The sequence below is a fragment of the Salinivibrio sp. VGrn1 genome (assembly GCF_009377995.1).
Lineage (GTDB): Bacteria > Pseudomonadota > Gammaproteobacteria > Enterobacterales > Vibrionaceae > Salinivibrio > Salinivibrio siamensis.
The window spans coordinates 380,420-403,460 of the sequence record NZ_SATA01000002.1 but is presented as its reverse complement, the minus strand read 5'-3'; the positions used below and the strand labels follow the sequence as shown (position 1 = coordinate 403,460).

The following is a 23,041-nucleotide window of genomic DNA, read 5'->3' as shown; positions in this document are numbered from 1 at the left end:
AAAAGGAGTAGCAATGAATCCAGTTGCGATTGTAACCGGGGCAAGTGGCGGCATTGGCCGTGAGACGGCAAAACTATTGGCACAGCGTGGCTATGCCATTTGCATCAATTATCTTAGCAACAGTGAATCTGCTTTTGCGCTTGTTGATGAGCTTCAAGCGATTGGTGTCAATGCGATTGCGGTTCAGGCGGATGTGTCGAGCGAAGAGGGCGTTAAACGCTTATTCAGCGAAGCAGACAACCGTCTGGGAAATATCACTGCACTGGTGAACAACGCGGGGATCATGTTGCCACAGTCGACGGTGAGCAGTATGGATGCCGATCGGATTAACGCGATGTTCCAAGCGAATGTCACTAGTGCCTTTTTGTGCTGCCGCGAAGCGGTACACCGCATGGCGCAGTCCCGCGGCGGGAACGGTGGCGCGATTGTCAACGTATCTTCCGCAGCGGTAAAAACCGGGTCGCCCAATGAATATGTTGACTACGCAGCCACCAAAGCAGCGCTTGATACGCTTACCATGGGGTTGGCAAAAGAAGTGGGGCGTGAAGGGATTCGTGTGAATGCAGTGCGGCCAGGACCCATCGATACGGATATGCATGCCGCAGGCGGTGAGCCGGATCGCGTCGCCCGTGTCGCGGATAACATTCCACTGGGTCGCGGTGGCTCTACCCTAGAAGTGGCAGAAATGATTGCTTGGTTATTATCTGATAATGCCTCGTACTCGACAGGAAGCTTATTTGATGTGGCGGGCGGCATGTAGCCTTATTTTTTCATCAATTTGTAAGTAACTTGGGCTTTCTCCTGTCTATGATTAATAAGGAGGAGAAAGCCAATGGTTGAGAGCATGATACCCAGTTTGGCGACCTTACCGTCACTGGGTTTATTTTTTGTCATTATAATTGCCTCGTATGTTTTTGAGGACGGTGCGATTGCGCTGGCTGCTTTTGTAGCGGTTGAATCGGTCTTGGCGTGGCACACGGCCTTGTTGGCGATTTTCCTGGGCATCGCAAGTGGTGATATCGCCCTATTCTTACTGGGCCGGTACGCGCGACGCTACCGGCGTTTACGTGCCCGTCTGTTAATGCTAAAAGGCGTCCGTGACGCGCGCCACTTGTTGCGTCGGCATGCTTTTTTAAACCTGTTTCTTATACGCTTTATTCCCGGGCTTAGAACGGTTACCTACAGCCTCAGTGGGTTTCTTTTTATCCCGTTTCGTACGTTTTTATTGTCCGTGGGGATTGCCACCGCCTGTTGGACAGGCGTGATCTTTTGGGGGGCATTCACCATTGAGCACAGTGAATGGCTAGCAGAGAAACAACTCACTGGGTGGGCCTTTGCTATTGCGGTTATCGCGTTGGTGCTGATGAATCGTTTTCTTCGTCGTCGCGCATTGTTAACCCCCGCAAAAGGATCGGTATGACAAAGCCCTCGATGATGCTCATCGGTCAAGCTGGCATGCCCAATTACCCTGTGTCACGGCCGTTGGGCTGGTTTGAGTTTCTGCCTGCTTGGTGTTTCTACACGCCCGTCGTGGTTCAATCAATCGGGCTTGGCCTCTACTATCGCAGTTTGACATTGCCATTGATTGCCAACCCAGGCATCTCCCTTTCTGGAATGGTGGGTGAGGCTAAATCAGAGGTGTTTGCTCAAGCGGGCGACACGGCGCAACGATACATCGCTGCCTATTGGCGATGGACGCGGCCCAATGCCATCACCCCCAGCATTAAAAAAACGCTACTTGCCGAACTTGCGGAGGCAGGTATCACTATGCCGCTGGTGGCTAAGCCGGACAAAGGCTGTCGAGGGGCTGGTGTTCAGCGCATTGATACGGAAAAAAAGCTCTTCGCCTATATCCGCACATTTCCACCCGACAGAGACATTATTTTCCAAGCATTGGCACCTTACGACGCGGAAGCGGGGGTTTTCTATATTCGCTATCCCGGCGAGGAAAGGGGGCAAATATTTTCCCTCGGGTTGAAATACTTGCCCGCTGTGATCGGTGATGGTAAGCGCACCTTAGCCGCGCTTATCCAACACCATGATGCCGCCTCTGTGCGTGGACATCTTTATCATCAGCGCCACCATCATCAGCTTGATGAGGTAATACCAGCTGGCGTACGTATTCCGCTAGCCTTCTCGGGTAGCCACTGCCGCGGTGCCATCTTTAAAGATGGGGCGGCTTGGGTGACGCCGGCGCTGACGGCAAAAATAGATACGATCGCCAAAGACATTAATGGCTTTTACTTCGGCCGCTTCGATATCAAGTTTCGCGATATCGCGTCGTTACAACAAGGGAAGGGGCTGTGTATTGTCGAGATCAACGGCGCGAGTAGTGAGCCGGCGCATATTTGGGACAGTGAGGGGGGCTATTTCCAAGCCATTAGAGCACTTTTGCACCAATATCGGCATTTGTACCATATTGGCGCACGCTTGCGATTGCGGGGGCACCAACCACCTTCTGTGTTTGCTTTGCTACGCGCCTGGTATCAAGAAAGGCGCTGGATGAAGCAATACCCAGGAACGGACTAAAACGGCATGACATCTGCTTGTATGAAGATGATGGCGCCAAATTGCCGCAACATGTACTAAGGTGAGGGTATGCATTCGAGTCTAACCAAAGCAGATAGTGCGATTATTCGTGGTAACCTGGATGTGGCTTATCAGGCACAGCAGCTACTAGCGAGTGTCACGAACGAAGCTTATAGTCGTATGCAGGCTGATGGGTTTACCAGCACCATTGGCCAACATATGCGTCATGCGCTTGATATGTATTGGGCCTTACACCAAGGAGAGGGCAGTGGCGTCATGGATGCAGATGAACGTCGGCGAGGCCATCGTGTAGAAACCGATAAATCCCTTGCCCAAGCTGAGTGGCAAGCCATAGCCAGCTGGTTGCACACGCTGTCTAATCAACAACTCAAGCAGTCGATACACGTATCGACACAAGTCACCTTATATGCCTCCAACACAGTGACCACCCCCTCAACCATAATGCGTGAATTGATTGCAGTGGCCAGTCATGCCACTCACCATTTTGCTATGATGCGCACAGCAGCCCACGATCTGGGCGAAGTGTTGGATAAAGAGATTGGCATCGCCGCCGCGACAGCAAGTTATCAGCGAGAGCAACATCAATGTGCACGCTGACATGGTTGACCTCGGAGCAAGGGTTTGAGCTGTGTTTTAACCGTGATGAGGCACGAGGTCGAAGCCGTGCAATACCGCCGAAAATTTATCAAATCGCGGGAACACGCGTACTCATGCCGATTGATCCTGATGGGATGGGAACCTGGATAGCGGCGAATGAACATGGGCTATTGGTCTGTTTGTTAAATGATTATCAAAGTCAACCGTCTGTTGTGCCCAAGCGTAGTCGGGGCCAGCTGGTGAAATCCGTGGCGAGGGCAAGCGATCTGTCTCAGGTGGCAGCCATCGTGACTGAGCATGAAATGACGGATTTTGCGCCTTTTACCTTGTTGGTCTTTAGCCCGATGAATACCGATAAGACCCAACACGCGGCGTGTTCACCGGTGGCTTGGCAGTGGAATGGACGCACGTTGCAAGGTATCGACTGTGTGCCACCTATTGTCTCCTCTGCGGTGGTAGCAGATGACGTACGTCGCACGCGCTCAGCGCTCCTCGCCGCAAAATTGCGTGATTCATCTTCTTCCGCCCATGCGCTACTCGATTATCATCGAAGCCACGAGCCAGTATTGGGGAGTTTATCTGTGTGTATGCACCGAGAAGACGCCAGTACAGTGAGTTTGACACATATCTGCGTGAACGCGGATACCGCAAATATGTATTACTACGATGGCGCCCCGTGTCGGGTCAGCAGGCCATTAGTGGCCCACTTACCCCTCGAGGTTGATCATGCCATGCCACTAAAAGCCAATACTGGTTCCGACACTTACTGAACTAGTTTCTGCATCGCCTCGATCGGCATAGGTCAACTCAAACGCCATTTTGGGGCCGACGGTAGGCTGTAGTTCAAAACCTACGGTGCCTGTTGCACCCCAGCCAATATCCTTATCTGTGCCGAACTCAGTTTGATAGTAGTTGCCACCGCCGCGCAGGTAGACACTCCCCATTGTCATGGGGAAATTCACTTGTAATCCAACTGGAATATAGGATGAAGTGAGCTTGGTTTCAGTGCCATTTTCATTGTCGAAATCGGCACTGGTTTCGCCATACCCGGTGTACAGGCTTGTGTAATCGGTGACACGTAAAGTGCCATTGACTTCCCAAGTGTGGCCTGTCTCAGTTTGAGAGCCATATTTTACGTCGGTAACACTTGCGCTAGCACCGATACTGAGCGGAGAGGTTTGTGCTTGTGCGGTTGTGGCCAGCAACATACCAGCACACAGTGTGGCGAGCGATAAACGTTTGGTCATAGTAACTATCCTTTTGGCCGAGCGTGCAAATGACGTCATAGATTCAGTATAAGGTGTTAGCGGCGGGCGTACACCAAGCTTGAGTGATATTTGTGCTTTAACGCTGTCTGGTGACAAAGAATCATCATGATCGATTTTAAGTCTGAGTGAGCAGTGCTATTGTAATGCCCCTTGTATGTCAGCATGAACGCATGCGTGTTTGTTTCTCAAAGGGCCCTATAAATGAAATTTGCTGTTCTCAATCAAGCGATCTACGACCACCTTTACCGTGATATTGAAGCCTTTCGCTCCACCTTTGATCTGCCCTGCAATGATCCTGATTCTCTCGATGATAAAGCCGATGATCTGCACACGGCGTTGGCGGTCGAGGAAATGACAGAGCTTGCGGAAGCCGACTCGCTGGTTGAGCAAGTGGACGCTATTGTTGATAGTGTCTACGTGCTGATGGGGCGCGCTGTTCAAATGGGGTCGCGTGGATACCGGGAACAACTCGAAGTGAGCTACATGATTGATATCTTGCTTCAAATCGCCTCGCGCCTAGGTGTTGATTTTGTGACCTGTTGGGATGAGGTGCATAGCAGCAATATGAGTAAAGTCTGTCGCAATCAACAAGAGTTTGCCGACACCCAAGCGTTTTACGCTCAAAAAGGCATTGATGTTGTCGCCAGTCCCAAAGAAGATGGCATCATCGCCAAATGTGCCGCCGATGTCAGTGTCGACGGCAAGCTTATCCGTGAAGGCAAGGTGATGAAATCGGTCTACTATCGTCCCGCTGACCTCGCCAAGTGTGTGATGGCCGAGTTGGCGTAGTCCTACGCTTCTCGCTTGTGTAAAACGCCACCGTTGATCGCGGTGGCGTTTTTGGTTGTGAGAAGAGAATACCGATTAGAGTGAAAGCTCTTATCGCTGTGGTCCAAGGCGCGGCTGTCATAAAAAATTGTCAAAATTGTCTTTTTATCTAGCACGTCACTCGGCCTTTTTTCTTCTATACTTTTGCACCTAACGCTGATTTAAGTCTACGTTGAGGGTTTGCGGTTGATTTAAAGTGGATGATGTCTGTTTTAGTGTAATCACTCAGGTTCCTGAGCGATGAACGCGTCGTTATCCAATGTAGGGAGAATATTGTGGAACATCCTTTTTCACTTGCAGGTAAAGTCGGCATTGTCGCCGGACTGGCCAATGAAAACAGCATTGCGTTTGGGTGTGCTCAAGCGCTGAGCCAAGCGGGTGCCGATGTGCTGGTCACTTATGGCACACCCAAGGCAGAGCGATTTGTGACCCCGCTCAAAGCGGCCATGGGCGATCCAGAACTGATGCTGTGTGATGTGCAGGACGATCAACAACTGGATGCACTATTTGCGCGTGCCAAGGAAAAATGGGGACGGGTCGATTTTGTTGTGCATTCCATTGCCTTCGCGCCTTTGGAAGATTTACACGGTCGCGTGGTCGATTGCTCACGAGAGGGGTTTTCGCTGGCGATGGATATCTCTTGTCACTCGTTTATCCGTATGGCGAAACGCGCAGAGCCACTGATGTCTGAGGGCGGCACGCTGTTTAACATGTCCTACTATGGGGCGGAGAAAGCCGTCGATAATTATAATCTAATGGGGCCTGTTAAAGCGGCGCTTGAGTCGACCACCCGTTACTTGGCAGCAGAATTAGGACCAAAAGGGATCCGGGTGCATGCTATTTCCCCCGGCCCGATCAGAACGCGTGCTGCGTCGGGGTTAAAAGAATTTGAAGCCTTGGCCGTGGATGGAGAAACGCGCTCGCCCCTTCGACGTTTGGCCACAGTGCAAGATGTTGGTCATGCCGTGGTTTACCTTAGCGCCGATGCTGGCCAAGTGTTGACGGGACTCACCCACTACGTTGATGCCGGTCATCACCTTAGGTTTTAAGCGCAACGAGGCTAACACATACTTTTTTTGACTTGATCGATTATTGAGGAGCCCACCATGTCAGGGACGAATAACGAGGAAGTCATCGAGAATAAGACGTACGATGAGATTTCATTAGGCGATGAAGCGTTTTTAGAAAAGCGCCTCACCATGGAGGACATTAAGCTTTTTGCGATTATGTCGGGGGATGTCAATCCTGCCCATGTGGATGATGACTTTGCCAAAAGCAGTCGCTTTCAGGAAGTGATTGCGCACGGTATGTGGGGCGGAGCATTGATTTCTACCGTATTGGGGACAAAGCTACCCGGTCCTGGCACTGTCTACCTCGGACAAACACTCGCGTTCAAAGCCCCCGTCATGCTAGGCGATGTGCTGCGCGTCGCTGTTCGTGTCGATAAAATGGACGAAAAGCGTCACCACATTGTGTTTGCTTGCCGGTGTGAAAACCAACGCGGTGATACTGTGATTGAAGGGGAAGCACGCGTACTGGCGCCCACTAAAAAAGTTCGACGTCAACGCACGGTATTACCAGAAGTGCGCTTATCTGAGCGCGGGCAGTTGCATGCGATTTTAACCGCGGCCGATCACCCTGATCCCATGCATACCGCGGTGGTGCACCCCGTTGACGACAGCTCGATCCGCGGCGCGGTGGAGTCGGCGAAGCAACAGCTCATTATTCCTACCCTGGTCGGGCCTCGTGACAAAATAATGGCGGCGGCGGATAAAGCTGAACTGGATATCCGCGACTTTGACATTGTTGATGTACCCCATAGTCACGCGGCGGCGGAAAAAGCGGTGGCTATGGCACGTGCGGGGGAGATAGAGGCGCTGATGAAAGGCGCACTGCATACCGACGAATTGCTACATGAAGTGGTTAAACGGGAAGGAGGGTTGAGAACTGAGCGTTGCCTCAGTCATGTGATGGCCTTTGATGTGCCGACCTATCCGCGCCCGCTATTTATTACTGATGCCGCCATTAATATCTATCCAGGGTTGGCTCAAAAGCGCGATATTATTCAAAATGCCATCGAACTGGCTCATGCGATTGGCAACAGTCATCCACGGGTGGCGATTTTGTCGGCCGTGGAAACCATTAACCCTAAATTGAATGCGACCCTTGATGCCGCGGCACTGTGTAAAATGGCGGAGCGTGGTCAAATAACGGGCGGTATCTTAGATGGACCGCTGGCGTTTGACAGTGCCGTCTCCGAAGACTCTCGCGTGACCAAAGGGATTAACTCCCCGGTTGCAGGGTGTGCGGATATCCTGGTGGCCCCTGATCTTGAGGCTGCCAATATGCTGATGAAACAGCTGAGCTACCTCGCAGATGCCACCGGCGCGGGTGTGGTGGTGGGGGCGCGTGTGCCCATTATGCTGACCAGCCGTGCCGATGATGCATTGACCCGCATTGCATCGAGTGCGCTGGCGTTGTTGCTTGCGGAGCATCAACGTAAAGCACTGGATAAGTATAAGTAGGCGACAATGGCGAACATACTGGTCATTAACAGCGGCTCGTCGAGTTTGAAATTCGCGCTGTTTGACGTCAATGCGGATCCGGTTGAGGAAACGCGTTGGCAGGGTGTTAATCGGTTAATGGGTGGACAATTTTCCGGTTTGGGGACCCAAGGTTACGCGGTGTCCGTTGATAGCGGCGCGGATGGGCTTTCTATCCCGCCCGCCAACGCAGCGGATCACCATGCCGCGATTGTTTCGCTATTGGCGTGGCTCGAACCGCGAGGCTTTCTTGATAATCTGATTGCTGTCGGTCACCGCGTGGTTCATGGTGGTACGCACTTTCAGCAAGCAACGTCTCTTGATGCGCGCAGCGTCAAGCTGTTGGAGGCATTAACCTCGCTGGCGCCGCTTCATCAGCCTTATAGCCTTGCCCCGATTAAAGCACTTCAGACCCGATTACCCAACATGCGCCAAATTGCCTGTTTTGATACCGCCTTTCATGCCCAGCAGCCCAAGGAGGCGCGCCAGTTTGCGCTTCCTTACGCAATGTATGACAGGGGCTTTCAACGTTATGGCTTTCATGGCTTGTCTTACGACTTTATCTCGCGTTGCTTACCCGAGGTGATCCCGGATTTTGATTGCGACGCCAAAGTGATTGTTGCGCATCTTGGTAATGGCGCGAGTTTGTGTGCTATCCAATCACGACAAAGTGTGGCTTCCACCATGGGCTTTACCGCGCTTGAGGGGTTACCAATGGGAACGCGAAGTGGCGCCATTGATGCGGGATTAGTGCTGCATCTGATCACCGAAGAAGGCATGACTGCAGACGACGTCAGCACGCTCTTATATAAAGAGTCTGGGCTGTTAGGTTTATCGGGTATCAGCAGTGATATGCGCACCTTATTACGCAGCGATAAACCAAGAGCTAAGCAGGCGATAGCGCACTATTGTTATCGGATTGCGCGAGAAATCGGCAGCCTCTGTGCGGCAATGGGCGGTGTCGAACATCTGGTGTTCACCGCTGGGATTGGCGAGCATGCTGCACCTGTACGCGAGCGTGTGGTGGCACAGTGTGATTGGCTAGGTATGCGCTTGGACGCCTCGGCCAATCAAGCCAATCAAGCCTGTATATCCGCATCGGATAGTCAGATCGGTGTGTGGGTGATCCCCACTGATGAAGAGCGCGTTATTGCCGCTGATTGTGTCGCGATGCTGTGATGACGATCGCTTCTTGGCGTTGCCCGCCGCCAATGGGGGACATATTGGCTCAAAAAGGTTCAAGGTGGATTGATGATTGCAGCGCCAGTTATACGCTAAAAGTGTGATATTCCATACAAGATTTTTTCTAAGAGTGCACCGAGCGGGCGTAAATCGTTATGCTAGCGCCGAGTTAGAGGATGCAAGGATGTTGTTATGATGCGCTGGGTATGGGTGAGCGTATTATTGCTTAGCCTTACAGGGTGTGCGCAGAAGCTTGGTCGGCCATTTGATATTAAAAATCTCGCCAAGTCAGACATGGATTTAATTACCGATATTCACATTGCTGAGATTCGTGATCTCAGCGAAGCCCTCATCGTGAAACTGTACAAGCGTAACCCGCGTGAACTCAAAAAAGTGCCCGGCATGACGATTGAAAAACGCGTGGCGCAGTTGATGACGGCAGAACGCCCCGACAATGGCTTTCGAGAGCTGGGAGGAATGGATGGCATCGCGCTGCTGCCTTTAGCCTTTTCAAGTGAATTTGAGGGCGACCGCGTGTTTGCGCTCATGGCGGGTGTTACCGGCATGATCAGTGCGAGCTATAATCATCAACTTGAGTTTTTTTTGCTCGATGATATTGACCAACAAAAACTCTATAACAGTGCTCGAAACCTAGAAAAAATTGCCTGGCTTTTAAACAATCAAAAGGACGAACACGGTCAACTGCTGTTGCTGAGTAATGGCATGGGCAAAAATGGTGTGCCCAATTATAGTTACGAGCGCTTGTTGGGTCAGATGATTATTATTCAAGACATGATGGCCATTATGGTGGCGGACAGTACTAACCGTAATATTAATCAGGTGGTACACAGCATGGCGTCGATGACGTTCTTCCCTATCTAATTAACGAGGCGGCGCAATCACCGCCTCGCTCCTTACCAACCAATTTCTTGGCCTTGATAATCAATAAAGTTGCCGTTTTGACTGTCCGTTAGGGTATCGAGCACATACTTCAACCCTTGGGCCGATGTGGCAGTATTGATAAGGGCATTGGGTCCACCCATTTGCGTTTGTACCCAGCCGGGGTGGAGAGCAATCGAACGAATGCCTTTACTTCGCAGGTCAATAGATAGACTTTTGATCACCGCGTTGAGCGCGGCTTTTGAACTTCGATAAATATACCCGCCGCCTGATTGGTTATCACTCATGCTCCCGACTTTTGAGGATAGGAAAGCGAAAATGGGTGTATGGCCACTTTGGCTTGCCTTTTCAAGATGCGGGGTGAAATGTTCAGCGATAACCAGGGGAGCGATGGTATTGACTTCCAGCACCTCGCGCCAGGCCGCTGTATCCACGTCACCGAATTGATACCCTTTGGGGCCATATAGACCTGCATTGTTGATCAGTAAATGGATAGGCGTGTCGATAAGCTGTAATGCAAGTTGCTGTATTGCCGTATGATCCGTGACATCTAATCCGTAGGTGGTGAGTGTTGAGTAACGGTTTTTTAGTGTCATCAAGTGAGGCGCAGAGCCGGGGAAGCGGCAGCAGGCAATCACCTGCCAACCGTGCTCGAGATACAGCTCAGTGAGCGCCAGGCCAATCCCACGGTTCGCGCCTGTGATAAGAAGTGTTGGAGTCATTGTTGCCTCATAATGGCCGGAAGTGTCCTTCCATTATATGACTAACCCTCCATCGACTTTAAGCGTTTGACCTGTGATAAAGCTCGCGTTATCGCTGGCAAGAAAACTAATCGCGTTGGCGATATCCTGCGCGGTACCCATGCGGCCCAAGGGTGTTTTCCCTTTCATCATCTCAATGACTTTATCGGGTAAATTTTCCGTCATGGGCGTTTCAATAAAACCGGGAGCGACACAATTGGCGCGTATTTGCGCACCGTGACGAGCGAGTTCTTTTGACCAAGTCTTTGTCATTGCAATCACGCCACCTTTTGAGGCGGCATAGTTGGTTTGACCAATATTGCCGTCGGTGCCGACGACCGAAGACAAGCTCACAATCGCGCCTTTCTCTTGCGCCATCATCAGTGGCGCGATAGCTTGTGTCATGGTAAAGACGCCCTTTAGATTGACGTCAATGACCGCGTCCCAGTCACTTTCGCTCATTTTGGTCAGCAGGTTGTCACGAGTGATGCCAGCATTGTTCACCAGCACATCGATAACTGCGTGTTGTTGGTGCAAGCTCTGCACCCAATTCGCGACAGCCTCTTGATCGCAGACATCCAGCGCAACGGGAACGATAACCCGATGTGCTTGCCAGTCTTGCATGTTGTCAATATTCCTATCTAATGCATAAATCTTGGTAGCGCCTTGTTCGACAAAGGTTTCAACGATGGCGCGGCCGATCCCTTGTGCGGCACCTGTAATGACACAGTGTTTACCGGTCAGCATGGTGTTTCTCCTCATTATATTCATCGTGCTTTTCTTGGGCGTTGGGTCACCTAAGCCCCTGCTTCTACGTTGGTATCTCGCGGCCAACGTCAGATAACGTGCAACAACTAGGCCAGTGGTGACATCCTCTATAGTAAATTGAGATATCAATTTGTGGGCGTATGGGCTAAAATTTAATCAAGTTGTCACCTTGTTCGAGAGAGGACCTATGCCGACGTCAATCAATTCGCAACCTTTAGCGCAGCAATACATGCAGCGTCAGCGCGATCGTCAAGATGATCAGGTCAATGGCGGTCTCAATAACTCGATGAGCGTGCAAGAGCGTGCCGAGCTGATCCGTAAAGAGCGAGAAGAGCAAAAAGAAGCCGCAGCATCGGGCGAGCAGCGTGAGGATAAGCGTGATTATCAAGCCCTCATTGATCGTGTGGCGGAACAAGAAGCGCAGAAAACGCGAGCGGATGCCTACAACCAACAGCAACAAGCGCTGATGGATCAGGTGCAAAAAACCATCACACCCAACGGCCAGCAAAACAGTTACAGCCTCAAGGTTTAATACGCCCACCCGCCTGCTTTTTGGTCGCCGCCTTTGGGCGGCGTTTGTGTTTTCGCTGTATGGCTTTCATCTCGCGTTGCAAAAATGTAAAATGTAGTGGCGTTTTGGTTGCTATTCTTTACACTTTTTATTGGCTTAAACCCTTAAAAAAACGCGGTTAGCGACGCTTTTCTCTCACTGTTCAGCATAAGTGACACTATTGGTTAACATTTGATTAACCAGCTGTCCGCTTGTCTTCTCTAGTCCCTGTCACCGTCTAATGCTATCTCTAATGTTACACACAAGGAGGAAGCGATTATGACGTCAACCATGCAAGCACCTGTCAAAACGATTAATCCATTGGGCACAGATGGGTTTGAGTTCGTCGAATACACAGCGCCCGATCAAGCGGGTATCGATGCACTTAAAAATTTGTTCTCGTTGATGGGTTTTGCGGAAATTGCCAAACATAAGCACAAAGATGTTTGGCTGTATCGTCAGGGTGACACCAACTTTATCGTAAACGGTGAGCCCGAATCACAAGCGCAAGGCTTTGCGAAGCAGCACGGTGCGAGTGTCAACGCCATGGCGTTTCGAGTGAAAGATGCGGTACACGCGATTGCGTATGCGGCCAAACAAGGCGCCAAAGTGGTTGAGCCAAACATTGGTCCAATGGAGCTCAGCATTCCTGCGGTATACGGCATTGGTGATTCATTGCTTTACTTTGTCGACCGCTATGGTGACCAAAGTATTTATGAAGTCGATTTTGACTTTTATCCAGACTGGCAATCGCGCCTGAAAGAAGCGGATGCAGGATTGAAAGTTATCGATCACCTGACCCACAACGTGGATATTGGCAACATGGATGTATGGGCTGACTTTTACGAGCGTATTGCCAACTTCAAAGAGATCCGATTTTTTGACATTGAAGGCAAAAAGACCGGGCTGAAGTCGCGAGCGCTGACCGCACCTTGCGGAAAAATCCGTATTCCTATCAATGAGTCAAGTGATGACAAGTCACAGATTGCAGAATATTTGAAAGAGTATAACGGTGAGGGGATCCAGCATATCGCCATGACCACCGACAACATCTACCAAACCGTGCGGACGTTACGCCAACGAGGCATGGCATTCATGGATACGCCGGACACCTACTATGAGAAAATCAACGAGCGTGTCAATGGCCATGAAGAAAGCATCGATGAGTTGCGAGATACCCGGGTATTGATTGATGGTGACGTCGACAGCGGTATCTTACTGCAAATCTTTACCAATACTGTCATTGGACCGGTTTTCTTTGAAATCATCCAACGTAAGGGTAACCAAGGCTTTGGCGAAGGTAATTTTAAAGCCTTGTTCGAGTCTATCGAGCTGGATCAAATGCGTCGTGGTGTATTGGACTAACCGAAACGGTACATAACAAACTCGCTTGAGGCTGCGATACGGGTTATCCGGATAAACTGACTCAAGCCGATAGGGTGTCGTTATTTGTAGACATCCTATGTTATAGGCGCTCCCTTGTGAGCGCCTTTTTTGTTCTTTTTCGCCCACTAACTAGGACATTTCTCGCCCAAAATAAGATTAGACTCTATGATTAGCAGAGAAGCTTTTTCGATAAAAGGTGATTATGAAGGTAGGCAGCCCCCTGACTCGCCCCTCTCTTTCTGCGGGAATCATTACCAAGCTAGCCTTAAGCTGGACCGTACTGACTGCGTTATTTGCGGCGCTTCTCCTGCTGGGCGATTACCAAACGCATAAAGCAGATGTCGATCGCGCCTTGCAAGAGGTGGGCAACAGAGATCTCAGTGCAATGACTGGACATCTATGGCGTGTGGAAACGCAAGCGTTTGAGCAACGGATAGAGCAGCTCATCGCCCAACCTGAGATTGATTATATCCATGTGTATGATGCCGATGGCTCGTTAATTGAGCGTGGCGTGGAGCCTGCTGCACAATCGTTGCAAAAGCGTTGGTCGTTAATTGCAAGAGACGAGGGGAACGAGTATACCCTTGGGCAACTTGAGGTGGCGTCAAATTATACGGCGTTAAATGCCTACTTTGGTGATAGTGCCCAGTGGGTTTTTCTTGGATGGTTGGCTATTTCAGGATTGGGGATCTTAAGCTCGATATGGATTGCGCGTCGCCACTTAGAAAGGCCGTTAGTGGCGCTACACCAGCAGGTCAACCAGTGGGATAATGGCGTACCCACGCCGATTCAGGTCCCCCCCCAATTCCATCATTGGCGAGGTTTTGAAACGCGTTATAACGCTATGATCACGGCGCTAGGGCAACAACTAGCTCAGTTGGAGGACGCGAAGCACGACGCTGAAAAGGCTAGCCAAAAGAAAAGTGAGTTTTTGGCCAACATGAGCCATGAAATCCGTACTCCAATGAACGGCATTATTGGGATGGCCTCGCTGTTAAAAAGCACTCGCTTAAACAACGAGCAACAAGAGTTTGTCGAGATGTTGGAAACATCGTCGATGTCGTTATTAGATATCATTAACGACATCCTCGACTTCTCTAAAATTGAAGCAGGTAAGTTAGAACTGGAACCATTAGAGCTCAATATATTTGAGTTGGGGAAAGATCTTGAGAATCTGTTCATTCTCCGAGCGAAGGAAAAGCAGCTCGCTTTTCGCTGCGAAATAGATGCTGATATTTCCCCTTTGTTGATCGGTGATGCACCTCGATTACGCCAAGTGATGATTAATTTGGTGGGTAATGCAATCAAGTTTACTGAGCGTGGGGAAGTGGTTGTCTCTATCAAGCAGGTGAGTGACGAGGATACGGCCAGTGTGCTTCGTTTTGAAGTGAGTGATACCGGGCCAGGCATTCCCGTTGAAGAACAAAGCCGTATTTTTGGTAAGTTCGAACAAGGTGACTCCTTAACAGCAACCGCCCGAGGTACCGGGCTTGGGCTCGCCATCTCACAGCAAATTGTCAATTTAATGGGGGGGCGAATTACCCTTAACAGTGAAGTGAATGTGGGCAGTGTGTTTACCTTCACCGCGCGTTTTGATTGTGCAGATATTCCTTTAGCCACGCCAGTTGAGGCGTATCTTTTCGCGGGCGCCCCGATGTTATTGGTAGACGATAGTCGTTTAAACATGCGCATCACCACGGCACAATTGAGCAACCTTGGTTGCCAAGTCACATGCTGCATGCACCCGGATGACGTGATTCCTTTAATTCGCGAACGCCTTGATAGCCACTATCCATTTAAAGTGATTTTACTCGATAAAGTGATGCCCAAAATGGACGGTTTTCGCTTGGCTGAACAAATCATTACCACGTTTGGAGATAAAAGCCCTGCGATTATGATGTTAACGGCGGCGCCCGATGCATTGGATAAGCCGCGGATTGAACGCTCAGGCATAGAGGATTACTTAGGCCGTCCCTACCAATTTAATGACTTAAAAGCGCATTTGGTGCGCATCTTACAACAGCGCCAACCGACACTGGGGGTCGTACGATCTACCGGAAAAGGCACATCGCTGGCTGGATTGCATGTCTTGGTCGTGGAAGATTCCAAAGTTAATCAACGAGTGACTGAGGCGATGTTGACCCAACTAGGGATACATGTTCGCTCGGCTGCCGATGGTGAGCAGGCGCTGGAACTGTGGAAAAGCCAACCTTTTGACGCGATTTTCATGGATTGTCAGATGCCTGTGATGGACGGTTACCAAGCCGCTGAACACATTCGGGCACAAGAATCGCGCTTTAATCGAACCCCCATTATTGCACTGACCGCCAATGCGACAACGGAAGACAAGGAAGCGTGTTTAGCCGCGGGTATGGATGATTATATTGCCAAACCGGTCAGGCAGCATGAGCTCGCGACCATGTTGAGAAAACACACCTTTACCTCGCAAACTTACTTAGTGACGCATTAATGACGTAATACAAGGAACGTGAGCTTAGTTACAAAAATATCAGAAAAAGTAAACAAATCCTGGGGCGGCTCACGCCATTTTCGTTAGGCTTCTAATCTTTTGGTGGGCGAAACACCTAAAACAATTAGAAAGCAAAACGAAAAGAGGAAACATGAAAATCAATAAACTGCTCTCAACGGCAGCTGCGTTGCTGCTTAGTCTCAGTGCGCATGCGGGTCAGCTCAATGTCATGGCGTATAACATTATGCAGCTGAGTAACCTTCAGGATTGGGATCAGGCAGAGCGAGCGGCCCGTTTGCCGCAAGCCATCTCTGATATGGACACTCAACCGGATGTGATTCTGATCAGTGAAGCCTTCAATGCTGAGGCCGAGCAAGCGATGAATCAGCTTGCAAGTTTGTACCCTTATCAAACTCCCAATGTTGGGCAAGACTGCAGCGGGGAAGGTTGGGACGCCCTCACTGGGGATTGTTCTAATTCGTTGTTTGTGGTGCGAGGCGGCGTGACTATCCTATCTAAGTATCCCATCTTGACTCAAAAGGCTCATATTTATAATCACAGTTTAAAGGGCAGCTGGGACTATCAGGCTAACAAAGGCTTTGCATATGCCAAGATAGATAAAAACGGTGAGATTTTTCACCTGATTGGTACCCATTTACAAGCCACACATGATGGGATGTCTGACGAAGAGCATCAAGTTCGTCTGGGTCAGCTGGGAGAAATCAAACATTTTATCGACCAGGCAGCGATTTCCGCTGACGAGCCTGTGATTATTGGTGGTGATATGAACGTGGAGTGGAGCCGCCAGGATGAAATTAAAGACATGAAAGCGGTATTAAATGGCGCATTGCGGTTCACCGAGCCTGAGGTAACGTCTTTTTCCGCCAAGCATAATTGGTTCACGAAAGCGAACGCGTATCACTTTGAATATGACCTTAACTACAACACGACGCTAGATTATATTTTGTGGAGCCGTGACCATGCAGTGCCTGCCAATCAACCTGAGATGAAGGTGGTGCAATTGACCGCCAACGATGACTGGTATTGGGACTACCTTGAAGGCGAGTGGCCGCAAGCGGCTGGACAAACCTATCATGATGGTTACTACCATGAACTCTCTGACCACTATCCAGTCATGGTACAGTTTGAATTTGAGTAATTTCAGCGCTTGATAGAGTGCATTGTTACAGGGCTCAAGCATGTTGAGCCCGCTTTCCCTCCCTCCCTCCCTCCCTCCCTCCCCCTATTAACGTTATCCAGACACCGCTAATTTCTTCCCGTATGCCAAGACAGTCTGGGATTTTGGACTACGCTTACTGAAAGGATTGCTGGGTATCTCACCTTGGATAAGGTTCCACTGAGATAAGCCGCAGCGTTGATTACTCTCTCACTGACTGCCTAACGATAGCGCTAGGTCGTTTGAGGACAACGATGAGAATACGAGGGAAGCATGAGTAGGCCGCGTTTCCATGTCATCTACGTTGACGATGACGCGCTCACATTAAAGGCGATTGGTCGGGTGATTCGCCGCTTGAAACCGAGTTGGGCTATCAGCTTGATTAAGAATCCTACCCATTGGGAGAAAGGCCTGTTAGATGATCAGTCCCCTTCTCTGGTGATCAGTGATCTACTGATGCCCAAGCTAAAGGGGGATGCGTTATTAGAGCAGGTTCGAGCGCGCTTTCCTGGTACGATACGTGCCCTGATAACAGGGGATACGCGCCAAAAAATTACCGAACTCGCGACGCCTAGTGTGCACTTCGTCCTACCCAAACCCTTCTCTGAAGATGACTTTGATAATGTGCTTAATAGTGTTGAGCGCCTCTATAAGTTGCCGATTGATGCTGAAACGCGTAACCGGTTAGTCGGTATTGAGGATTTTCCCGTCTTGCCTGACTGCGTGCGCCGTTTACGTGCCACGATTAATGATCCCCATTCAGACATGGAACAAATTGCACGAGTGGTCAGCGAAGAGCCTCCCCTAGTTGCCCGACTTTTACAGCTTGCTAATTCTGCTTATTTGGGCTTTCGAAACCGGACTTGGTCAATAGAAACAGCGATTAATCGGCTGGGCATTCAATCGGTCGAGTCAATTGCTGCCACTATGGTGGGACATAATGCCTTTAAGCACTTGTCCACCAAGGAGCACTATGAAGTGGTCGACGAACATATCGAACTGGCTAATCTAAGCAAATCACTGGGTGTCTTTTTAGGGCACGACAAAGCGCATGCTGAGCGCTTATATCTGGCATCTGTCTTGTCATCGTTGGGAGAGTTAATGGCACGAGAGCTAGGTTGTCGGGAAAGTGGTAATAATCCCATTTGTGATTTACCCACTCGCTTTGATACCGCGCTCATTGTGTCCAGCTATATCGTTATCTTATGGGGCTATGATTTTGAGCTTGCAGAGATTGTGTTGGCAAGCGGCGCCATTCCGTTATCCCCTGAAAGTGAGCGAACCAAGGATGGCGCGCTATTGCATTACTGCCGGCAGTGGATTCACGCGAACGATATCGAGAAAGCGAAACTTTTACAGTCTTGGTCGGCGAATATTGGTGCTTTTTTTACTCAATCCTACCAGGAGACGATCTGAGTGTGTTGGCGAGTAATATACGAAATCGTTGTTTGTTTTTTCCTGTCCGGTGAATAGGGAGGGAAAACGTGAAGAATAGCGATATGTCACTAGCATTGTTTAATCAACTGGCAATAGCGATATGCATCGTCGATCATGAGTACACCATTGAGAGTGCAAACGCGTGCTTCTTTGCTCGCTTAGCAGCAAAACCAGGTACAGTGGTTGGACGCTCACTATTGGCATGCTTTCCTGACCACCGTCAATTTTTACAGCAAAACATCGATTCGGTCTTCTCGACGCAAACGCCCTTACAGTCCTCCGGCTCTGTCATCATTGATACATTTGTGGAAGTGGGTAGCGACGTCGCTCATAATTGGCAAGATACCGAGTTTCTTCCCATCCCGTCAGCGTGTGGTGTGGTAACACAGGTTGCGATTTGTTTTTACCGACCCACAGCGTTGGCGGCCTCTAAGCAAGACACACGCCCTAGTATTTCTGAGAGTCAGCGATTCAAACGAAGCTCGGACGCCTATCAAGAAGTAGTGTCAGAGCTTAAGCAGCTTCAAGGGCAACTACTTCAGTCTGAGAAAATGGCGTCGATTGGGCAAATATCGGCGGGAATTGCCCATGAAATCAATAACCCTATCGCTTTTATTTCTTCCAATATCCGCACCTTGTACGACTATCTAGAGAAATTTTCCGCTTATGTCCATCAGTTGGATGAAAAGATTGATGCGAGTGAGAACAAGGTGTTAGTCGCTGATAGGCAGGCGCTAAAAGATAAGCTCCAATTGAGCTATTTACTCGAGGATGCTAGTGAGCTGATTGAAGAGTCGTTAGAAGGGGTCACGCGAGTGATGACGATTGTCAAAGATCTCAAAGAGTTTTCCCGTGCTGATAATAGCGAATGGGTTTTAACCGATGTTCGTCGCGGTATCGACTCGACACTGAAGATTATCCACAACGAAATTAAGTATGCGATTGAAATAGAGAGAAACTACTCGCCTCAGACACCTGATATCCTTTGTCAGCCTATGCAATTGAATCAGGTTTTTCTCAATCTGTTGATTAATGCCGCTCAAGCGATTGAGGGCGAAGGGAAAATAAACATCGATGTTGCGCCTCTCGATGTTGAGCACTTAATGATAAAAATTAAAGATACCGGTCTCGGGATCCCTGATGAAGTGCTGACGACGATTTTTGAGCCGTTTTATACCACCAAGCCTGTGGGGCAGGGAACCGGGCTTGGGTTGTCGGTGTCACGCGATATTATCGCTGCACATGGTGGCCAGATAACAGTAGAAAGTGAGCAGGGAAAAGGAACCACGTTTACTATCGTGCTGCCTTGTTCCGATGGCTGCGCCGACGAAATTGCCCCGTCTGATGCAGAAGGTATAAGAGGAGACTAAAGCGCATGATGGCGTACACGGAAATCTTACTGGTTGATGATGAGCCACATATTTTGCGCGCATTAAAGCGAGAGTTACGTCGTTTTGTGGCGCATATTCATACCGCAGAGTCGGGGCAGCAGGCGCTCGATATTTTAACCAAACATCAAATTGGTCTTGTGATTTCCGATTACCGCATGCCGAATATGGACGGTGCAGAGTTACTGATTAGTATTCACCAACGTTATCCCGATATCGCGACCATTATGTTGTCCGGGCAAGCCGATCTACCGGGCGTTTCTCGAGCGATTAATACTGGTGCGTTGAGCCAGTATGTGAGCAAACCATGGGACCGCGACGTGTTGTGTGACACGGTGAAAACCATTTTGACCCATAAACACGCGTCTTTGCCCAACGACACACTGACGGCTTGCTTTTCAAAAGAGGCGCTCAACGAGAAAATTCAAGGTATGGGGGTGGATGCAAAAACACCGTGGTTGGTGGCGATTGTTGATAACCAAGGCACGAGTAATCTTAATGAAACCGAGTCGGTGATGGTGGGGAATCAACGTCTGCAAAGGGTGAGTGAACACTTGCATGAGTTGGAGGTATTTAAATGGTATCGGATCGCCGACAAATTTATTGCTCTATTTGAGTATTCATCAGAAGGCCACCGGTTGTTAAGCGAACTGATTGAAAGTTTGCACGCCGCAGAAGAGAAAGGCCTGTCGACACAATTAATGATCAGTGCCCTTCGCTCTTGGCAGGAATTGTCTTTTGATATAGTTCAGGCGCGTAAAGCAGAAAAAATACCACTTTATGATGCGCTCTATTGGCTACCTTGCCCTGAAGAACATCAAGACGACGCATCGTTACGCGCCTTGATTCATGATATTGAGGCCAAGCACTTCGAGGCATTCTTTCAACCTCAGTTAAATATTGTAACCAATGAAATAGATGGTTTTGAAGCGCTAGTGAGGCGTCGACTCGCATCGGGACACTACCAAAGCCCTGCGGAGTTTTTGCCGTTATTGAGTCAATATCGACTTGAAAATGTACTAACCACCTCGATGTTTGAGCAAGCACTGGAAGCGATTGGGCGACTACGTCAGGCGGGTTACGCGAAAACGGTGAGTGTTAATGTCACTGCAAAACAATTAGAGACTGGGTTTGTGGTTGATGTTATCCAGCACCTTTCGCCGCACTACCCCGATGAGATTGCACACCTTGAAGTCGAGTTGGTAGAAACTGACCGGATTGATGACTTTTCATTAACGCGCCAGCAAATGGAACGTTTGAAATCCCTCGGGATCTCCTGTGCGCTAGATGACTTTGGGACTGGTTTTGCGGGGTTTGAGTCCATGTGCGACCTCCCCTTTGATGTGATAAAAATAGATGGCCGCTTTGTTCGTAATATTGGTCAGAGTGAGATGGATGAAGTGATCCTGACTTCAGTGGGTCAGAGTGCGCGGCTGATGAACGTCGAGGTGGTCGCTGAGTGGGTACAGAATCAAAACCAAATCGACTTTTTGAGAGAAAAGGGGTGTACGCGAGTACAAGGTTATGGAATTGGCGCACCGCTCAGCGGAGATAAACTCCTTGAGTTTTTAGCTAACTTTAAAGCACAAGAGACGCCTTATTAACGAGGAAGACTGTCATCATGAGGCATGATTTGCGATAGCATCACTTTTGTGTCGGAGTAGGGTGATAGCGGCTGTGGTGCCGTGGACTGATGAGGTGAGTTGTATATCGCCTTGGTGATGGCGGACAATGTCGTAGACATAAGTTAACCCGAGCCCCATGCCTTGTCCAACCGGCAAGGTGGTAAAGAAAGGGTCGTAAACACGATGACTCTGATCATGCGGTAACCCAGGCCCCGAGTCTTTCACGGTGATGGTGCACGATTCACCATTGTCTTCACCCTCTATATCAATACTGTGTGCAACGTCTGGAGTACCGCGATCACAGGCTTGCTGTGCATTTTTGATCACTTCTTTAAACAGCATTACCAGCTCATCATAGCGTCCCATAACTCGGGGGAGTTGATACACGCTAGCGGCAATCGATATCTTGATATTAGTCGGCGGTGATAGAGTGTTCAGCGCCTCATCAATCACCGTAAAAATCTCAACGCCTTGAAAGTGTTGGCGTGTTTGTTGGTTATAGCTGGAGTACTGTTGTAAGGCGGAAACAATATTGACTACGCGTTGCACACAGTCGTTGGCATCGGCAAGGCTATCATTAAAATCATCATAAAGGTCATCGACATAGTGGCGATTTTTCCAATGAGTGAGGGTTTCAAGCTGCTCTGATTGGTGAACAACCTGCTCGGCAATCTCAGTCCACTTTTGGTAGGTGCCAAGATATTCTTGGCATATTTTTAGGTTACTTTTCACTGCGCCGATGGGGTTATTGATTTCATGGGCAACTCCTGCCGCCATGGTCCCAATTGAGGCCATTTTCTCGCTTTCGACCAGCTTTTCTTGCGTTTGTTTGAGTTGATGGTTTATCTCACGGAGTTGGTCATTGGACCGCACTAAATCGGCCGTGCGTCGCGCCACCTTGCTTTCTAGTGTCTGGTTGGCTTCTTCTAGCCGTTTTTGGTAGGTCGCGGTTTTATTCTCGGACTCACGTAATGCTGTAATCATATTACTAAACGCAGCGGCCACACTGGCCAGTTCATCCTTCCCGTGGGTTGAAATGCGTACGTCTCGCTCGCCACTGGCGATGGTATCGGCAGCATTTTTAAGTTCTGATAAGCGCTGAGTGAGGTAGTTCCCCAACAGATAAGAGAATAAGGCCACCAATAGCATCTCGCCTAGCACAATGAGCATGCTCCAGTTTTTGGCATCTTGTATCTGGCCAAGCAGACCCGTCATGTCAAATCCAATCCAGACCGAGCCAAATTCAATATTCGACTCGGAAATACTCGCGCGTACATCATATAGTCCATCCGTAACGGACTGTGCATTCATCTCAAGAATGTCTGTAGTGAGAGAATCAGGAAGGTCCCCGGCTGATGATAGGATGCTTCCGTTATCGCCTAAAACCGCGACATACATAATATCGCTGTTATGGAGTAGCTCTTGAGTAAAGGAGTCAACAGTGGCGAGATCGAACGATAACACCGCATTTTTTACCGTGGAAGCGAATAACTGGGTTGTTGAACTGGCACGTTGGTTGAGCCCTTGATAGTTGGTGGTTTCTAAATAGTTGAGAGTCAATGTCAGCAGAATCGCCAACAGGATCGCCTCAATCAGGGCGACACCTAAGATGGTCTTTAATCGTAAGGACAT

At 49.5% G+C, this 23,041-nt stretch carries 21 protein-coding genes; 17 read left to right on the top strand and 4 right to left on the bottom strand.

Translation table 11 applies throughout. The features are described from left to right. The first annotated feature begins 13 nt into the window (after positions 1-13). The 5 genes from EHW56_RS04830 (at position 14) to EHW56_RS04810 (ending at position 3,917) form a co-directional block, all read left to right on the top strand. On the top strand, positions 14-760 hold the full coding sequence (locus tag EHW56_RS04830) for an SDR family oxidoreductase (protein WP_046075632.1): 747 nt from the start codon (positions 14-16) through the stop codon (positions 758-760). A gap of 72 nt (positions 761-832) precedes the next feature. Continuing rightward, a complete protein-coding gene (locus EHW56_RS04825) occupies positions 833-1,420 on the top strand; it encodes a DedA family protein (protein WP_152794347.1) in 588 nt (195 codons plus the stop codon). Beyond that, entirely contained in the window at positions 1,417-2,529 is a 1,113-nt protein-coding gene (locus EHW56_RS04820) for a D-alanine--D-alanine ligase (protein ID WP_152794345.1), read from the top strand. The genes EHW56_RS04825 and EHW56_RS04820 overlap by 4 nt, the downstream gene beginning before the upstream one ends. A 69-nt stretch (positions 2,530-2,598) precedes the next feature. Further along, on the top strand, positions 2,599-3,147 hold the full coding sequence (locus EHW56_RS04815) for a hypothetical protein (RefSeq protein WP_069360923.1): 549 nt from the start codon (positions 2,599-2,601) through the stop codon (positions 3,145-3,147). Next, complete coding sequence (locus tag EHW56_RS04810; RefSeq protein WP_152794343.1) at positions 3,135-3,917, top strand: NRDE family protein; 783 nt, start codon at positions 3,135-3,137, stop codon at positions 3,915-3,917. Before EHW56_RS04815 ends, EHW56_RS04810 begins: the two co-directional genes overlap by 13 nt. Here the strand turns inward: EHW56_RS04810 and EHW56_RS04805 are convergent. Continuing rightward, positions 3,885-4,394 carry an outer membrane beta-barrel protein gene (locus tag EHW56_RS04805; RefSeq protein WP_077606695.1) on the bottom strand — a complete coding sequence of 170 codons (510 nt, stop codon included), beginning with the start codon at positions 4,392-4,394 and terminating at the stop codon, positions 3,885-3,887. The genes EHW56_RS04810 and EHW56_RS04805 overlap by 33 nt on opposite strands. Positions 4,395-4,616: 222 nt before the next feature. Here EHW56_RS04805 and EHW56_RS04800 point away from each other — a divergent pair, with 222 nt between their 5' ends. The 5 genes from EHW56_RS04800 to EHW56_RS04780 all read left to right on the top strand — a co-directional run bounded on the left by EHW56_RS04800 (position 4,617) and on the right by EHW56_RS04780 (position 9,850). Beyond that, positions 4,617-5,204 (top strand): nucleoside triphosphate pyrophosphohydrolase family protein, encoded by a 588-nt coding sequence (locus EHW56_RS04800; protein ID WP_077457121.1) that lies wholly within the window; start codon positions 4,617-4,619, stop codon positions 5,202-5,204. Between the two features lie 314 nt (positions 5,205-5,518). Continuing rightward, positions 5,519-6,292 (top strand): enoyl-ACP reductase FabI, encoded by a 774-nt coding sequence (fabI, locus tag EHW56_RS04795; RefSeq protein WP_172969911.1) that lies wholly within the window; start codon positions 5,519-5,521, stop codon positions 6,290-6,292. Between the two features lie 57 nt (positions 6,293-6,349). Beyond that, positions 6,350-7,768: a bifunctional enoyl-CoA hydratase/phosphate acetyltransferase gene (locus EHW56_RS04790; protein WP_046075639.1), complete on the top strand. Its 1,419-nt coding sequence runs from the start codon at positions 6,350-6,352 to the stop codon at positions 7,766-7,768. A 6-nt stretch (positions 7,769-7,774) separates the two neighbouring features. Next, positions 7,775-8,965 carry an acetate/propionate family kinase gene (locus tag EHW56_RS04785; RefSeq protein WP_152794339.1) on the top strand — a complete coding sequence of 397 codons (1,191 nt, stop codon included), beginning with the start codon at positions 7,775-7,777 and terminating at the stop codon, positions 8,963-8,965. 195 nt (positions 8,966-9,160) lie between these two features. After that, positions 9,161-9,850: a hypothetical protein gene (locus tag EHW56_RS04780; RefSeq protein WP_046075641.1), complete on the top strand. Its 690-nt coding sequence runs from the start codon at positions 9,161-9,163 to the stop codon at positions 9,848-9,850. Between the two features lie 32 nt (positions 9,851-9,882). Here EHW56_RS04780 and EHW56_RS04775 read toward each other — a convergent pair whose 3' ends face one another. Then, entirely contained in the window at positions 9,883-10,590 is a 708-nt protein-coding gene (locus tag EHW56_RS04775) for an SDR family oxidoreductase (protein ID WP_152794337.1), read from the bottom strand. A gap of 33 nt (positions 10,591-10,623) precedes the next feature. Next, a complete protein-coding gene (gene fabG / locus EHW56_RS04770) occupies positions 10,624-11,355 on the bottom strand; it encodes a 3-oxoacyl-ACP reductase FabG (protein ID WP_077578485.1) in 732 nt (243 codons plus the stop codon). 208 nt (positions 11,356-11,563) lie between these two features. On the opposite strand from fabG, the gene EHW56_RS04765 reads away from it, so the two are divergent. From EHW56_RS04765 to EHW56_RS04735, 7 genes are all read left to right on the top strand, one after another. Then, on the top strand, positions 11,564-11,908 hold the full coding sequence (locus EHW56_RS04765) for a hypothetical protein (RefSeq protein WP_046075644.1): 345 nt from the start codon (positions 11,564-11,566) through the stop codon (positions 11,906-11,908). A gap of 297 nt (positions 11,909-12,205) precedes the next feature. Continuing rightward, complete coding sequence (gene hppD, locus EHW56_RS04760) at positions 12,206-13,291, top strand: 4-hydroxyphenylpyruvate dioxygenase (RefSeq protein WP_046075645.1); 1,086 nt, start codon at positions 12,206-12,208, stop codon at positions 13,289-13,291. 223 nt (positions 13,292-13,514) lie between these two features. Then, positions 13,515-15,782, top strand: coding sequence for a response regulator (locus EHW56_RS04755; RefSeq protein WP_152794335.1), 2,268 nt, complete (start codon positions 13,515-13,517; stop codon positions 15,780-15,782). Between the two features lie 151 nt (positions 15,783-15,933). Continuing rightward, entirely contained in the window at positions 15,934-16,941 is a 1,008-nt protein-coding gene (locus EHW56_RS04750) for a sphingomyelin phosphodiesterase (protein ID WP_152794333.1), read from the top strand. A gap of 291 nt (positions 16,942-17,232) precedes the next feature. Next, positions 17,233-18,375 (top strand): HDOD domain-containing protein, encoded by a 1,143-nt coding sequence (locus tag EHW56_RS04745; RefSeq protein WP_152794331.1) that lies wholly within the window; start codon positions 17,233-17,235, stop codon positions 18,373-18,375. Between the two features lie 68 nt (positions 18,376-18,443). Further along, positions 18,444-19,766 carry a sensor histidine kinase gene (locus EHW56_RS04740; protein ID WP_370517122.1) on the top strand — a complete coding sequence of 441 codons (1,323 nt, stop codon included), beginning with the start codon at positions 18,444-18,446 and terminating at the stop codon, positions 19,764-19,766. A 5-nt stretch (positions 19,767-19,771) separates the two neighbouring features. After that, positions 19,772-21,388 (top strand): EAL domain-containing protein, encoded by a 1,617-nt coding sequence (locus EHW56_RS04735; RefSeq protein ID WP_152798771.1) that lies wholly within the window; start codon positions 19,772-19,774, stop codon positions 21,386-21,388. 15 nt (positions 21,389-21,403) lie between these two features. On the opposite strand, the gene EHW56_RS04730 is transcribed toward EHW56_RS04735, so the two are convergent. Continuing rightward, the gene (locus EHW56_RS04730; RefSeq protein ID WP_152794326.1) at positions 21,404-23,041 is read right to left on the bottom strand and encodes a sensor histidine kinase; all 1,638 of its coding nucleotides are present in this window, start codon (positions 23,039-23,041) and stop codon (positions 21,404-21,406) included.